This is a genomic window from Aurantiacibacter suaedae, from assembly GCF_005434915.1.
Classification (GTDB): domain Bacteria; phylum Pseudomonadota; class Alphaproteobacteria; order Sphingomonadales; family Sphingomonadaceae; genus Alteraurantiacibacter; species Alteraurantiacibacter suaedae.
Genome location: NZ_SKCG01000003.1, coordinates 583,733 through 597,544 on the forward strand (window position 1 = coordinate 583,733; position 13,812 = coordinate 597,544).

14 protein-coding genes are annotated in these 13,812 nt (G+C 65.6%); 8 read left to right on the top strand and 6 right to left on the bottom strand.

The window, feature by feature from the left end; all coding sequences use genetic code 11:
* The gene (locus E0473_RS13675) at positions 1–1,383 is read right to left on the bottom strand and encodes a peptidylprolyl isomerase (RefSeq protein ID WP_137681431.1); all 1,383 of its coding nucleotides are present in this window, start codon (positions 1,381–1,383) and stop codon (positions 1–3) included.
* Positions 1,384–1,539: 156 nt separating this feature from the next.
* On the bottom strand, positions 1,540–3,834 hold the full coding sequence (locus E0473_RS13680) for an LPS-assembly protein LptD (protein WP_137681432.1): 2,295 nt from the start codon (positions 3,832–3,834) through the stop codon (positions 1,540–1,542).
* 109 nt (positions 3,835–3,943) lie between these two features.
* On the opposite strand from E0473_RS13680, the gene E0473_RS13685 reads away from it, so the two are divergent.
* The 4 genes from E0473_RS13685 (at position 3,944) to ndk (ending at position 6,992) form a co-directional block, all read left to right on the top strand.
* Positions 3,944–5,404, top strand: coding sequence for a leucyl aminopeptidase (locus E0473_RS13685; RefSeq protein WP_137681433.1), 1,461 nt, complete (start codon positions 3,944–3,946; stop codon positions 5,402–5,404).
* Positions 5,405–5,501: 97 nt separating this feature from the next.
* Positions 5,502–5,927 carry a DNA polymerase III subunit chi gene (locus tag E0473_RS13690; RefSeq protein ID WP_137681434.1) on the top strand — a complete coding sequence of 142 codons (426 nt, stop codon included), beginning with the start codon at positions 5,502–5,504 and terminating at the stop codon, positions 5,925–5,927.
* 48 nt (positions 5,928–5,975) lie between these two features.
* Positions 5,976–6,470 (top strand): hypothetical protein, encoded by a 495-nt coding sequence (locus E0473_RS13695; RefSeq protein ID WP_137681435.1) that lies wholly within the window; start codon positions 5,976–5,978, stop codon positions 6,468–6,470.
* Positions 6,471–6,569: 99 nt separating this feature from the next.
* Entirely contained in the window at positions 6,570–6,992 is a 423-nt protein-coding gene (ndk, locus tag E0473_RS13700; RefSeq protein ID WP_137681436.1) for a nucleoside-diphosphate kinase, read from the top strand.
* Between the two features lie 105 nt (positions 6,993–7,097).
* On the opposite strand, the gene E0473_RS13705 is transcribed toward ndk, so the two are convergent.
* From E0473_RS13705 to purM, 3 genes are read right to left on the bottom strand one after another with little or no spacing between them, the layout of a single operon-like run.
* Entirely contained in the window at positions 7,098–8,303 is a 1,206-nt protein-coding gene (locus E0473_RS13705; RefSeq protein WP_137681437.1) for a sulfotransferase family protein, read from the bottom strand.
* 4 nt (positions 8,304–8,307) lie between these two features.
* Complete coding sequence (gene purN / locus E0473_RS13710; protein WP_137681438.1) at positions 8,308–8,895, bottom strand: phosphoribosylglycinamide formyltransferase; 588 nt, start codon at positions 8,893–8,895, stop codon at positions 8,308–8,310.
* The gene (gene purM, locus E0473_RS13715) at positions 8,888–9,985 is read right to left on the bottom strand and encodes a phosphoribosylformylglycinamidine cyclo-ligase (protein ID WP_137681439.1); all 1,098 of its coding nucleotides are present in this window, start codon (positions 9,983–9,985) and stop codon (positions 8,888–8,890) included. Before purM ends, purN begins: the two co-directional genes overlap by 8 nt.
* Before the next feature lie 71 nt (positions 9,986–10,056).
* On the opposite strand from purM, the gene E0473_RS13720 reads away from it, so the two are divergent.
* From E0473_RS13720 to E0473_RS13735, 4 genes are read left to right on the top strand one after another with little or no spacing between them, the layout of a single operon-like run.
* Positions 10,057–11,361 carry a heavy-metal-associated domain-containing protein gene (locus E0473_RS13720; RefSeq protein ID WP_137681440.1) on the top strand — a complete coding sequence of 435 codons (1,305 nt, stop codon included), beginning with the start codon at positions 10,057–10,059 and terminating at the stop codon, positions 11,359–11,361.
* 18 nt (positions 11,362–11,379) lie between these two features.
* Positions 11,380–11,988, top strand: coding sequence for a P-loop NTPase family protein (locus E0473_RS13725; protein ID WP_137681441.1), 609 nt, complete (start codon positions 11,380–11,382; stop codon positions 11,986–11,988).
* A gap of 40 nt (positions 11,989–12,028) precedes the next feature.
* A complete protein-coding gene (gene epsC / locus E0473_RS13730) occupies positions 12,029–12,727 on the top strand; it encodes a serine O-acetyltransferase EpsC (RefSeq protein ID WP_137681442.1) in 699 nt (232 codons plus the stop codon).
* Positions 12,727–13,086: a DUF2794 domain-containing protein gene (locus E0473_RS13735; RefSeq protein ID WP_137681538.1), complete on the top strand. Its 360-nt coding sequence runs from the start codon at positions 12,727–12,729 to the stop codon at positions 13,084–13,086. Before epsC ends, E0473_RS13735 begins: the two co-directional genes overlap by 1 nt.
* On the opposite strand, the gene E0473_RS13740 is transcribed toward E0473_RS13735, so the two are convergent.
* On the bottom strand, positions 13,083–13,757 hold the full coding sequence (locus E0473_RS13740) for an HAD-IA family hydrolase (RefSeq protein ID WP_137681443.1): 675 nt from the start codon (positions 13,755–13,757) through the stop codon (positions 13,083–13,085). The two genes, E0473_RS13735 and E0473_RS13740, sit on opposite strands and share 4 nt — an antisense overlap.
* Between the last annotated feature and the right edge of the window lie 55 nt (positions 13,758–13,812).

Sequence of the window (13,812 nt, forward strand, 5' to 3'; positions counted from 1 at the left end):
TCAGTTGTACTCGATCACCGCATCGCGGCGCAGGTCGCGCAGGTAGCGCTGAGCGCGCTTGTTGATGCGTTCGTCTTCCATCTGCGACATCAGCTGACGCATGTCGGGTCCGGCGGCGCTGGGCGGATCGTCGCGGCCGCACAGCATCAGCACACGGATGCCTTCCTCCAGATCGCCGAAGGGCGGGGTGGTCTGGCCGATGTTAAGGCCGAGCAGCACGTTCTGAAGCGCTTCGGGCAGCGCGCGGGCGGCGATCTCGTCGTTATCGACCACGGTAGCGCCGATGGCGGTGGCCTTGGAATTGGCATCGCCGCAGCCGTTCATCGAATCCACCGCTGCCACAAAGGCATTCCCGCGTCGTTCGGCTTCGGCCTGAGTGGTGCCGGGCTCGAAGGTGATAGAAATCTGCTTGAGGCTGAGGACCGCATCGCGCGGATCGGGCATACCGATCTGGCGCCGGTCGATCAGCAAGCCGATCCAGAGACCGCCCGGAATCTCGACCGGGCCGACCAGCTGGCCGGGCTGCATCTCGCCAACGACGCCTTCGAGCTGCGGGTTCTGCAATTGCTCCACGCGAATCCAGCCCAGATCGCCGCCGACTGCGGCGGTCGTCGCCTGCGAGTACTGGCGGGCATAGGCCTGAAAGCTCCCGCCTTCGCGCAGCTGCTGCACGATCTGCTGTGCATTGGCGGCGACGGCGTCGCGGTTGGCGGGGGTGGACTGGAGGAAGATTTCGCCCAGACGATATTCGGTCGCGCCGCGCGATTCCTGCATCCGCTCGTAAAGCTCGCTAACCTCGGCTTCCGAGACGTTGACGAAGGGCGCGACATTGCGGCGAAGCAGCCGGTCCCAGGCCAGCTCGCCCTGGATCTGGCGCTTGATCGTGCGCGGGCTGGAGCCGATCGTTTCGAGATACTGCCCCAGTTGCTCGACCGTCATGTTGCGGCCCTGCTGGGCGAAACGGGCATAGGCCTCTTCCACCTCGTCAGGCGTCACCGCCATGTCGAGCGCGGCGGCTTCCTGCACCTGCAAGGTTTCGTCGATCAGATTGCGCAGCACCTGCAGCCGCAGACGCTGCAATTCGTCGGCCGGAATATCGACGCCTTCGTTGGCTGCGAGAATCAGCGCCACGCGCTGATCGACATCGGTGCCGGTGATGATGTTGCCGTTAACCCGCGCGGTGGCGCGGCGCACGTTCGGATCGCTCTGGCTGAGGAACGAGATATCGTCCGGGATATTGAACGAGTCGCTCTGTGTAGGGGCGGCTTGCGGGCTGGCAGCCTGCGCAAAGGCCCCGGTCGAGCCGGAGAGCAGCAGGGCGCTCGCAGCCGTGATGCTTACGAGCTTTCGGGCAATCGCAATCACGTTATCGTTCTCTTTCATCCATGCGGCGCGAGGTCGTCTCGTGCCTGATTGTTCTTTCCGGCCAATAGCGTGCTGGACTGAACATTAGCTGAGCCATCCGTTGCTGTTGCGCGCACGCGCTCTATCGAAAACCGCGCGTGCTGCCAAATGCCTGAGCGGGCATGGAAGCGCAAATCACCGGAAACTGAGGTTGCGCAGCGAGAAGTATAGCTGAAACGAGTTACCGCTGCGGGCGTCGGCCAGCTCGATATAGTCGCGCCGCCAGGTGAAGCCCATTTCCAGGCAATCGTCGGCATAGGCGATGCCAAGGCGGGTGCGCAGCGGCTCGAACCCGTCCGATCCGTTGGTCGGGTCTTCGGCGGCATCGGTAAGGTTGACCACGGCCGAGCCGAACACCGACCAGTAATTGGCAAAGGCGATCCGACCGGCCACGCGCAGCTCCTCGCGGTCCTGCAAGTCTTCGAAATCCTGCTCGATATTGCGGTTGAGGCGCAGGTAGCCCAGCTCGACATAAGTCCGGTCCGAACCGAGCGTGGCATCGACTTCGGCCCGGCGGATCGCGAGACCGTCCTTGTCGAGCCGGAAGCGGTGGACCAGCTTCAGGAAATCGCGATAGCGCACTTCGGTGCGGCCGACGAAGTCGGAGAAACGCTCGGTAAGGCCGGTGCCATCGGGGAAGAGCACGGGTTCGGTGCTAAGGCGGTAAGACTGGCCGATGGTCGAGGAAATGCGCCAGCCAGGGAAGTTAAGCTGCCAGTCGGCACCGTAGGTCATGCGCGCGCCGTCTTCGACCCGGTCATAGCCGGGGAAGCGGTTAAGCGCGAAGAGGTTTGAATCCTCAAGATCGATGGCGCGGGCATCCTCGTTGGGGATGGCGAGATTGCGGATCGACGGCGCGGCGACGAACTGGACGCGCGGGGTGATCGTCTGCGTGCCGCCCATGAATTCGCCGATCAGTGGCCATTTGATGTCGATGGCGCCCATCGCCACGCCGCGCGTCTGCCAGCCTTCGGTGCCGGCATAGAGCGCGGTGGCGGTGAGATCGTTCTGATCCGAGTGATAGACATCGCCGCGAACCAGCGCAGTGAACGACACCTCCTGCCCGAGCGAAGTGATCTTGCGCAGGTTCCACTGGGCGCGGGCGAAGGCGCGCTGGGTATCCTGCCCATCGGTGCGGGTGATGGCGAGCGTGTTGCCCTGCAATTCGACTGTGCCGCCGAGCACCGGTTCTTCAATGCGCTGGCGATAGTCGATCAGAGGCAGGGCAATCGGCACCTGGCCCTGATCCTGATTGACCAGCAGCAGCTGCGTCGCCCAGCCAGCTATCGAGAGGTAGCTGTTCTCGTCGATATGCTCGAGCGCGACGGTCGAGCGGATGCGGTCCTCGCGGCTGATGTCGTAGCGGCGCAGGAAGGTGCGGTCGCTGGCATAGCGCAGCGAGCCGGAGAGCGAGAGATTCTCGTTGAACTGGAACCGGCCGTTGGCGGCGAGGTAGCCGCGAATGTCGTCGCGGCTGGGGCCGTTCGGCTGGCCCGTCGCGGTGAGCGGGAGGCGGCTGCCGTAGGTGCCATAGCCGGTGATCTGGAACGCGCCCTTCTCGGCCAGCTGGCGATACTTGGCTGACACCATCGGTGCTGTTGCCGTGTAGACATAGCCAGTCAGTTCCAGATCGCGGTTTTCCGCGATACGCCAGTAGAAGCTGTCGGAGATCGAGACGCCGTTCGAAGCGGTCAGCTCGATTTCGGGAATGAAGAAGCCCGAATCGGCGCTGCCATCGGCGCGGATCGAGAGGCCGGGCAGCGGCAGCAGGCGCGCACCGAACAGCTCCAGATAAGCGCCGCGGAAGCGGATGCGCTGGGTCTGCCGGTCGTAATAGACGCGCTCGGCGGTGACGCGCCAGCTCGGGCTTTTCGGGCAGCCGTCCTCGTTGATGACAGAGCAGGTGGAAAAGGCCGCCTTGTCGAGCGCGATATCGCCCTCTTCGTTGCGGCGCGCCTCGTTCGCGGCCAGCCTGGCACCTTCGCGGAACACCAGCAGCAGATTGCTCATGGCCGCGGCTTCGAGCTGGTCGGTGAGCGTCAACCGCTCGGTAAACAGCTGGTTGCCATCGGCGTCGACGAAGCGGATCGAGCCCTCGGCCACGATCTCGCCGCTCATGCGGTTCCACACCACCCGCTCGGCGCGGACCGACTGGTCGCCAGCTTCGAGAATCACGTCGCCTTGGGCGGTGACGGTGTCGGTGTCCTGATCGAACAGAATTTCGTTGGCTTCGAAATCGATCTCGCGCTCGCCATCGAGCGCGTCGATCAGATCGGCGTTCGTGCCTTCGGATTCGCTTTCTTCGGAAATACTATCGGGAACATCCTGCGCATGGGCAGGCAAAGCGGCAAGCATGGCGAATCCGGCCACGCCGATAAGGGGCAGACTGCGCAAGAGTGCCTTCCGAGGATAATGCCTGAGGGGGAGCATGGCTTGCCTATTGCACTGTGCGATCCTAATTCGCAACGCCAGCTTTGATCGCGGCGCATTCGACATGTCGGCGCTGTGCCCCGATCGCATCAGCATGACCGGAGTGACCATGAAAATTGCCTTTAGCCAAACCCTCGATGCCAATAGCCCGCGTCTCGTTGCGCGCGTGGTCGAGCAGGGCGACTTGCCGGGCGATGTGCCCGCGATCATCGCCAGCGGGGCCGAGGCCTCGCGCTTCAAGGGCAAGGCCGGGCAGACCTTCGACGGATTCTATGAAGGCGATAATGGCCCGGTGCGCCTCGCGCTGGCCGGAGCGGGCAAGAAGGACAAGGAGCGCCTGCCGTCGCTGGAAAAGGCGGGGGCGGCGCTGACCGCGAAGTTTCTCACCTCGGGCGAGACGGCGCTGGCGCTCGATTGCCGCGATGCCTCACTGAGCGCGGAGGAAGTGGCCGCCGTGCTGCTTGGCCTCAGGCTGCGGGCATGGCGCTGGGACACCTATCGCACCAAGCTGCGCGACGAACAGAAGCCGACGCTGGCCGAAGTCGTGGTGGTCGGCGCGCCCGAGGGCACCGAAGCCGCCTGGAACGAGGCTGAAGCCCTCGCAAATGGCGTGGAGTTCACCCGCGAACTGGTCAGCGAACCGGCTAACGTGATTTACCCCGAAAGCTTCGTCGAGCGCTGCCGCGAGCGCCTGAAGGACACTGGCGTCGAGATCGAGGTGCTGGGCGAGGCCGAGATGGAAAAGCTCGGCATGGGCGCGCTGCTTGGCGTCAGCCAGGGATCGGTGCGCGAGGGGCAGTTGCTGGTGATGAAGTGGAACGGCGGCGATGCTGGCGCGGCTCCGACCGTGTTCGTCGGCAAGGGCGTGACCTTCGATACCGGCGGCATCTCGATCAAGCCCGGCGCGGGCATGGAAGACATGAAATGGGACATGGGCGGCGCAGGCGCGGTGGCGGGCGCGATGGTCGCGCTGGCAGGGCGCAAGGCGAAGGCCAACGTGGTCGGCGTGTGCGGCCTCGTTGAGAACATGCCCGACGGCAATGCCCAGCGCCCTGGCGACGTGGTCACCACCATGAGCGGGCAGACGGTCGAGGTGATCAACACCGACGCAGAAGGCCGCTTGGTGCTGTGCGACGCGCTGACCTGGGCGCAGCGCGAGTTCAAACCGAAAACCGTGGTCGATCTTGCCACGCTCACGGGCGCGATGCTGATTGCGCTGGGCCATGAGCACGGGGGCGTGTTCTCGAATTCGGACGAGCTGGCCGATGGCCTGCTGGCGGCGGGCAAGGAGAGCGGCGATAAGCTGTGGCGCTTCCCGCTTTCGCCCGCTTACGACCGGCTTATCGACAGCCCGATTGCCGATATGAAGAACGTCGGTCCGCGCTGGGCGGGGTCGATCACGGCGGCGCAGTATCTCCAGCGTTATATCGAGGACGGCGTGAACTGGGCGCACTGCGACATCGCGGGCATGGTTTGGGCGGATAAGCCCGGCGCGACCTGGGACAAGGGTGCGACCGGCTATGGTGTGCGCCTGATCGACCGCTTCGTGCGCGACACCGCCGAAGGGTGAGGCCGGAGGTGGCGCGCCCTGCATTCCGCCCTCGATCAGCGCAGCGCTGGGGCGAAGGAAAACGCCCTCAAGCAGCGCAGCGGTAGGGCACAAGGTAATGCGCGTCGACTTCTACCTGCTCGAATCGGCCAGCGCCGAGCAGGCCACTGCACAGCTCGCTCGCGCCACTCTTGGTGCGGGCGAGCGGCTGCTGGTGGTGGGGGCTGGCGAACACATGGACCGAGCGCTGTGGGAGGAGTTCCCGCAGGATTTCCTCGCCCACGGCCCCGCCGATAGCCCCCACGCCGGACGCCAGCCGATCCTGCTCGCGCCCGATTGCGCGGCAGCGAACGGCGCGCGCTACGTGCTGCTCGCCGATGGCGAGTGGCGTGACGAGGCGCTCAGCTTTGCGCGGGCCTTCCTGTTGTTTGATGACACGACCCGCGCCGGCGCGCGCGATACCTGGCGCAGGCTGGGTAATGAGGCCGGGCTGGAGCGCAATTTCTGGCGGCAGCAATCCGGGCGCTGGATCAAGCAGGCGTGATGGATTAGGTCTCACCCAGGATTGAGGAATTCGAGAGGGGATTTGGCAATGCGCGCACTCTTGGTCATCGCTGCCACCGGGGCGCTCGCCGCCTGCGGATCGAGCGACTCCGGCACGATGGAGAGCGAGGATGGCGAGGTCGCCTATACGGTCGATGAGGATAGCGGCGAATCCCTAACCACCGTGACCAACGCCGACGGCGAAACGGTCACGGTCCAGAGCGGTGAAGGAGCCGCGGCGAACCTGCCCGAAGGCTTCACACTCTATCCCGGCACCAAGGTCGTATCGAGCACCAATGTCTCGGCTGGCGGTAACAGCGGCGCGCTGGTGCAACTCGAAAGCCCGGCCACGCCGGACGAGATCGTCGCGTTTTATCGCAAGGAAGCCGAGGCGGCGGGGATCGAGATCAAGATGGAGATGAAGGCGAACGACGCGCAAATTGTCTCGGGCGAAAGCGCCGATGGGCTGGTGTTCTCGATCAATGCCTCGCCCATCGATGATGGCGGAACCAGCGCGACTCTCACGATCGGCACCAAGAGCTGATCGGTGTCTCGCTTGCTTGGCCTGCTTGCCTGAAACCGAGCTTGCGGCTAGGGGCGCGCGCGAAAGAGATATAAACCAACTTTCGCGAAGGAATTTCCCATGGCGGTCACCCGCACATTTTCGATCATCAAGCCCGATGCCACCCGCCGCAACCTGACCGGTGCGGTCACCAAGATGCTGGAAGAAGCCGGCCTGCGCGTCGTCGCTTCCAAGCGCATCCACATGACCAAGGAACAGGCCGAGGGCTTCTATGCCGTCCACAAGGAACGCCCGTTCTTCGGCGAACTGGTCGAGTTCATGATGAGCGAGCCGGTGGTGGTGCAGGTGCTCGAAGGCGAAGACGCCGTGACCCGTAACCGCGACATCATGGGCGCGACCAACCCGGCCGACGCCGCCGAAGGCACCATCCGCAAGGAACTGGCGCTGTCGATCGGCGAGAACACCGTCCACGGTTCGGATAGCGAAGAGAATGCAGCGATCGAGATCGCCTACTTCTTCAAGCCGGAAGAAATCGTCGGCTGATTTTGCGCGCTGGCTTATCGCTTGCGCAGACGAAACAAGGCCCCGCCGGAGCGATCCGGCGGGGCTTTTGTTCGATCGAAGGCGAGATGGAAGCCGCCTAAACGGTCAGGCCGAGGCGGGGGCAGGCTGATAGACAGCGCGGTGTCCATGATGGGGGCTGGTCCTGGCTCGCCCCTGCTCGGCCCGCATCGCCGCCATGGCCGGCTCGCTCAGCGGTAGGCCGAGCGCATCATAGACACGGGCGATCTCGCGCTCCCAGTCGGCTCCGAGAGCATCGAACTCCACTTCGGCCACCGGGCCTTGGAATTGCGCCAATGCTGCCTCCATGCGCGCTTTGCGCAGAGCCAGCTTACGCCGCCATTCGGCTTCGACACCGTCGAGATCGACCCGGTCTGACTGATAGGCCATCTGTCCCGCCACCACCGACATCGTGCTTGCCAGCACCTGCTCGTCGCAGCGCCGGGTGACCACCACGCGCGCCTTGGGAAACTGCGCCAGCAGGGCAGGCAGATCCTCGGCATATTGCGGGCACTTGAGCACACGAGGGCGCGCGGCATTGCCCATCTGCCTCGCATCGGAGCGCAGCACGCGGGCAAATTCGCGATAGATCGGCGCAGGGTCGCGCGCTTCGCTGAACGCGACAAACGAAGGAATGCGGTACTGTGCCTCCAGCGCGGCGGGCGACAGCGCGTAGGATAGCCAGGGCAGTTCCTCGTCGACCATTGTGGCGCCGAACGGGTGCTGCACATCGATCCATGGGTTGATCTGGCGGGCCAGAGCAATGCCGATCCGTGTCTTGACCGGGCGCAGCTCGGGCTGTTCGCGCAAGGGGTTCATCCCGCAGTAGAACGGGGTTCCGGCATGGGCCGGATCGGCGGCGAGGAGGCGGTGCATTCGGGTGGTACCCGCGCGCATCTGGCCCACAACGATGATCGGCGGTGCTATGTCGGTCTGCGCGATGGCCGCATTGTTGCGCCACAGAGCGCCCAGCCGATGCCGCATCCGGATAGCCGCAGTGATCTGGCCATAGGCCATCGTGTGCCCGAGCGCGTTGAGCCGCGCTTCGTCGCGCAGCGAGCGGCACAGATGCTCTAGCCGAAGGCGGAAGTCGGCGACGTCCTCGGCGCGGCGGCCAGAGTGTTCGTCCGCCGCATCGCAGCCGCTCGCGCCGATGGCCCACAGCGCTTCCGGTTCAAGCGCGGGGCGCGGGTGCAGGCCGTTGCGCCAGATCGCGTCGATGGCGCGGTCGGCCAGCCGCGAGGCGCGCGAGCGGGCGAGCAGGTGGGGGCGGGGCGGGGGCGAACTGGCCAAACGGTCAGGACCGCGCGACGTAGTCTGCGAACATGCGCGGGTAGAGCTGATACTCTGCCAGGATCACCCGGCGGCCGAGGCTCTCGGGTGTATCCTCCGGCAGAATGGCCACCGGCATCTGCCCCAGCAGCGGCCCGCCGTCGAGTTCAGCCGTCACCACGTGGACCGAGCAGCCCCCGAAAGCATCGCCCGCAGCTATTGCGCGGGCATGGGTGTCGAGACCCTTGTATTTTGGCAGCAGCGAGGGGTGCGTGTTGACCATGCGGCTCTCCCACCCGGCAACGAAGTCCTCAGTCAGCACACGCATGTAGCCGCACAGCGCGAGATATTCGGCACCCGATTCGCGCAGGGCTGTGTCCATCGCTTGCTCGTGCGCGCGCCGGTCCATTCCGCGATGGTCGAGCGCAAAGGTGGGCAGCCCTTCGGCAGCGGCGATCTTCAGGCCCGGCGCATCGGGCACGTTGCTCGCCACGAGCACGATCTCATAGGGGCAGCCCGGCAGCTTCGAGGCATAGTGCAGCGCCGACATAGTCGTGCCGTTGCCCGAGAGCAGCGCCGCAACCTTTACCTTGGGCCGACTGGCCTCAGGCATCGTGGCCCGCGTCCCAGTCTGCGTCTGCGCCCCAGGTGCCGGCCGATCCGCGCACGGTGCAGCCGCGCTGGCCCGCTTCGATCACGCCGATCTCAAGCACGTCCTCACCAGCCTTGGCGAGCGCGGCCTTGGCTTCATCGAGCTTCGCAGGGTCGACCGCCAGCACCATGCCAGTGCCGCAGTTGAAAGTGCGCGCCATTTCGCCGGGGGCGATGTTGCCCTCGCTCTGGAGGAAGGCCATCAGCGCAGGCTGCTCCCAGGCATCGGCATTCACCACAGCGCGCGCGCCTTCGGGCAGCACGCGCGGGATATTCTCAAGCAGCCCGCCGCCGGTGATATGCGCGAGCGCGTCGATCAGACCGGCGCGCACCGCAGGCAGCAGGGCCTTCACATAGATGCGGGTCGGCTCCATCAAGGCTTCGATCAGCGGGCGCGAGCCATCGAACGGGGCGGGGGCATCAAGTTGCCAGCCCTTGTCCGCCGCCAGCCGCCGGACCAGCGAATAGCCGTTCGAATGGACGCCCGAACTTTTCAGCGCCAGCAGAACATGGCCCGGCGCGACCTTGTCGCCGGTCAATTGCTCGCCGCGCTCCACCGCGCCGACGCAGAAGCCGGCAAGGTCGTAGTCACCTTCGGAATACATGCCCGGCATTTCCGCCGTTTCGCCGCCGATCAGCGCGCAGCCTGCCTGCACGCAGCCCTCGGCGATTCCTGCGATCACCCGCTCCGCCACGCCGTTTTCCAGCTTGCCGGTTGCGAAGTAATCGAGGAAGAACAGCGGTTCCGCGCCCTGCACGATCAGGTCGTTCACGCACATGGCGACGAGGTCAATTCCCACCGTGTCGTGCTGTCCGCTGTCGATGGCGAGCTTGAGCTTCGTGCCCACGCCATCATTCGCAGCGACCAGCAGCGGATCGGTATAGCCGGCGGCGCGCGGGTCGAAGAAACCGCCGAAGCCGCCGATTTCGCCGTCGGCCCCGGGGCGGCGAGTCGCCTTGACCAGCGGCCCGATGGCCTTAACGAGGGCATTGCCCGCAGCGATGGAAACACCCGCCTGGGCGTAGGTGTAAGAAGGCTTTTCTGAACTCATGGTGCCGATGCCATAAGCTTTCGCGCTTGGATTTCCACTCACCTTTGGGCAAAAGGCCCACGATTTCCCCCATGACCACACGCACACTCCTCTCTCCCAGCCTCACGCAGCGCCTCAATTTGCGGCTCGTGCTCGGTTTTGTTGCCGCCTTAGCCCTGGCGCTTGCTGCGGCGCTGATGGCGCAGGTTTCGGGCGATCGCGGCATACCGCCGGTCGCCAGCTCCACCGATATCGAGGTGCGCGGGATCGAGGTGAATGTCACCGGCGACAACCCGGAAGATGCCCGTTCTAAGGGCTGGGTCGAGGCAACGCGCAAGGCTTGGGAAAAGATCGACGGCCCCGAACTTCCCGATGCGCGACTCGAGTCGCTCGTCTCTGCCATCGTGGTCGAGGTCGAGAATATCGGCCCGCGCCGGTATGTGGCGCGACTGGGTGTGATCTTCGATCGTCAGCGGGCAGGGCCGCTGCTCGGCGGGGGCGGGGATCGTGCGCGGTCCGCGCCGATGCTGCTGCTTCCGGTGATGATGAGCGGGGGCACGGCAACCACTTTTGAAACGCGCAATGCCTGGCAGCGCGCCTGGGCCGAATATCAGTTCGGATCGAGCGCGATCGACTATGTCCGGCCTGTAGGCTCGGGTTCCGATTCGCTGCTGTTGACCTTCGGCCAGACTGGGCGTCGCAGCCGTGCCTGGTGGAACAATGTGCTCGACCAGTTCGGCGCGGCCGACGTGCTGGTGCCGATTGCCGATCTGCGTCACGAATGGCCGGGCGGCCCGGTCGTGGGCACGTTTACCGCGCGCTACGGACCGGACGACCGCTATCTCGACGAATTTACCATGCGCGCCGAAAGCGACGAAGATTTGCCCCGGATGCTGGTGCGCGCGGTTGAGCAGTTCAACGCGATATATACCCGCGCCCTGTCCGCAGGCCGGCTGCGGCCCGATCCCACGCTGGAGCTGGACGGCTTCGAAATGACGCCCGAGATTCGCGCCCTGCTCGACGAGGCGCGCGCGGCCGAAGCTGCCGAAGCGGCGGCCAGGTCTGCGGCGGCGGCGCGCGCGCTGGCCGAGCAGGCGGAAGCTGCGCCTGACGCCGCTGGCGCTCCGGTTGCTCCTTCGGGCGAAACTCCCGCTGCTACCGCCACGAGCTATACCGTCCAGATCGCCACGCCCAATGCCTCGGCCTTCGATGCGGCGCTGGGCGCGGTGCGCGGCACCCCGGGCGTGAGCGCATCGGCGGTTACCAGCACGGCCATAGGCGGCACATCGGTGCTGCGCGTGACCTTTGCGGGCAGCCTGTCGGACTTCGCTGCGGCGTTGAGGGCGCGCGGCTGGCAGGTGACCGAGGGCACGGGCGCGCTGTCTATCACGCGCTAGCCGCGAGGCAGCCCGGCCATGCAGCAGATCGCCCTTCCACTCAGCCCTCGTTCCAGCGGGCCTGCCTCGATTGTAATCGGCAACGCCAATGCGCGCGTGGCCGAGGCGCTCGCGTCGCCGGGCTCTTGGCCTTTCCGCACCGCTGTGCTCACCGGCCCGCCGCGCTCGGGCAAGAGCCTGCTCGCGCGCTGGTTTGCCGACAGCGGGCAGGGCGAGGCGATCGACGATGCACAGAGCCTTCCCGAAGATGCGATCTTCCACCGCTGGAACCGGGCGCAGGAGGCGGGAACGCCGCTGCTGATCGTGGGCGGAACGCCGCCGTGGGAGATAGCCTTGCCCGACCTTCGCTCACGCCTGGGCGCCGCTTTGCAGATGGAGATCGGCCAGCCCGACGATGCGATGGCCGCCGATCTCATCCATTCGCTGGCGCAGGAACGCGGCCTGGCGCTGGGGCCGGGCGCCGCGGATTATCTGGTGCCGCGCGCGGGCCGCTCGTGGGCCGAACTTGAAAAGTTGGTGCTGACAATCGACCGCTTGTCTCTCGAACGAAAGACCCCACCTACCCTCGGAATCTGGCGCGCTGCGCTGGAGGAGGTAACCGGTCCGCAGGAACCGCGAATGCTATGACCTTGCCCCTCGCGGGTTTTGGTGAGAAACTGGGTTGATTATGTTTGAGCGTCTGATCTCCTATCTGGACTCGGTCCGCGCGCGCGATCCGGCGCCGCGTTCGCGCTGGGAAATCCTGCTCTATCCCGGTTTCTGGGCGCTCGCGATGCACCGTCTGGCGCATTGGCTGTTTGAGGCGGAGATGTTTTTCCTTGCCAGGCTGGTGAACCATACGGCCCGCTGGATGACTGCGATCGACATTCATCCCGGCGCCACCATCGGCAAACACCTGTTCATCGATCATGGCTTCACCGTGATTGGCGAGACTGCCGTGATCGGCAACAATGTGACGATTTATCAGTGCGTGACGCTGGGCGGCACCAACCCCACCAACGGCAAGGGCGGCAAGCGCCACCCGACTCTTTCCGATAATGTCATCATCGGCGCGGGCGCGCAGATCATCGGGCCGATTACCGTGGGTGAGCGCGCGCGCGTGGGCGCCAATGCGGTGGTGACCGACGATGTGCCCGAAGGGGCGACGATGATCGGGCTAAAGGCCCGCTCCACGCTCGTTCCTGCCGAAACCTGGCTGCGCGAGTTCATCCCCTATGGCACCCCGTGCGAGGAACCGTGCGAGCCCGCCCCGAGCGAGCGGGTGAAGGAGCTTGAGGACGAAGTGGCCGCATTGCGCCAGATGGTAGAGGCGATGGCCGCCGAGCGGGCGCCGCAGGCAGCACGCAAGAGCGGCACCGATTGCTGATGCAGCCAGGCGGCAGCGGGTCCACCATCGTTCCATTCCCGGGCGGGCGTCAGCCACAGCAGGTCGGGTTCGACCGGCTCGAACTGACGCGCATTCTCGATCTCTATGGCCGCATGGTCGCGGCGGGCGAGTGGCGTGATTATGCGATGGATTTCTCGAAAGACTGCGCCAGCTTCGCCGCCTTCCGCCGCACCGCCGACGTGCCCCAGATGCGGATCGAGAAACGCCCCGCGCTGCGCCAGCGGCAGGGGATGTGGGCGCTGTTCGGCGAACACGGGCAGGTGCTCAAGCGCGGGCACGAGCTTGCTGGCGTGCTCGCCCCGTTAGAGCGGCGGCTGGTGAAGGCGGTTGAGGACTAGCCCAGTTTCGCGAGTGCGGCGGGCAAGTCAGCGAAATGGTCGATCAGGACGTCGCCGCCAAGCTCGCTGACTGGCACATCGTGATAGCCGAAACTCAAAGTCACCACCGGCAGCTCGGCATTGCGCGCGGCGCGCACGTCGTAAGTCGAATCGCCAACCATGGCGGCGCGCGTGCCGCCGCAGACCTTGATCGCGGCCAGCAGCATGTCGGGCTCGGGCTTGCTGCGACCGGGGCCGCAGGTGTCGCCGCCGTAGATCGCGACAAAGTGGTGCGTCAGCCCAAGCGCCTCGATCAGCTGGCGCGCGGGTTGTTCGATCTTGTTGGTGCAGACTGCGAGCTTGCAGCCCTTCGCGGCCAACGCTTCGAGCGTGGCAACAACCCCGTCAAAGGGCACGGTATTGTCGGCGATATGGGCCCAGTAGTGCTTGAGCAGCACGTCGGTAAGTTCGGCCATCCGCTCGTCGCTCGGCTGTTCGCCCTTGGCTTCGAGCGCGCGCCGCAGCATCAGCGCCGCTCCGCCGCCGATGAAATTACGGATCTCGCTCTCGGCGATGGGCCCGTGCCCGGCATAGACCAGCGCATGATTGACTGCCGGGGCAAGGTCGCGGTTGGAATCGACAAGGGTGCCGTCGAGATCGAACAGGATGGTATCGAAAGGAAAATCGCTCATGGGCAGTCATGTGGCGAAGGCCGGTGGAAACCGCAATGGTTTGGTGGCATGGCCG

Excerpts from the sequence above, each read along its gene's own strand:
- ndk (WP_137681436.1), top strand. The coding sequence starts at position 6,570 with ATGGCGGTCACCCGCACATTTTCGATCATCAAGCCCGATGCCACCCGC.
- E0473_RS13720 (WP_137681440.1), top strand. The coding sequence starts at position 10,057 with ATGACCACACGCACACTCCTCTCTCCCAGCCTCACGCAGCGCCTCAAT.
- E0473_RS13695 (WP_137681435.1), top strand. The coding sequence starts at position 5,976 with ATGCGCGCACTCTTGGTCATCGCTGCCACCGGGGCGCTCGCCGCCTGC.
- E0473_RS13685 (WP_137681433.1), top strand. The coding sequence starts at position 3,944 with ATGAAAATTGCCTTTAGCCAAACCCTCGATGCCAATAGCCCGCGTCTC.
- E0473_RS13680 (WP_137681432.1), bottom strand. The coding sequence starts at position 3,834 with ATGCTCCCCCTCAGGCATTATCCTCGGAAGGCACTCTTGCGCAGTCTG.
- E0473_RS13675 (WP_137681431.1), bottom strand. The coding sequence starts at position 1,383 with ATGAAAGAGAACGATAACGTGATTGCGATTGCCCGAAAGCTCGTAAGC.
- E0473_RS13740 (WP_137681443.1), bottom strand. The coding sequence starts at position 13,757 with ATGAGCGATTTTCCTTTCGATACCATCCTGTTCGATCTCGACGGCACC.
- purN (WP_137681438.1), bottom strand. The coding sequence starts at position 8,895 with ATGCCTGAGGCCAGTCGGCCCAAGGTAAAGGTTGCGGCGCTGCTCTCG.
- E0473_RS13735 (WP_137681538.1), top strand. The coding sequence starts at position 12,727 with ATGCAGCCAGGCGGCAGCGGGTCCACCATCGTTCCATTCCCGGGCGGG.
- epsC (WP_137681442.1), top strand. The coding sequence starts at position 12,029 with ATGTTTGAGCGTCTGATCTCCTATCTGGACTCGGTCCGCGCGCGCGAT.
- E0473_RS13690 (WP_137681434.1), top strand. The coding sequence starts at position 5,502 with ATGCGCGTCGACTTCTACCTGCTCGAATCGGCCAGCGCCGAGCAGGCC.
- purM (WP_137681439.1), bottom strand. The coding sequence starts at position 9,985 with ATGAGTTCAGAAAAGCCTTCTTACACCTACGCCCAGGCGGGTGTTTCC.
- E0473_RS13725 (WP_137681441.1), top strand. The coding sequence starts at position 11,380 with ATGCAGCAGATCGCCCTTCCACTCAGCCCTCGTTCCAGCGGGCCTGCC.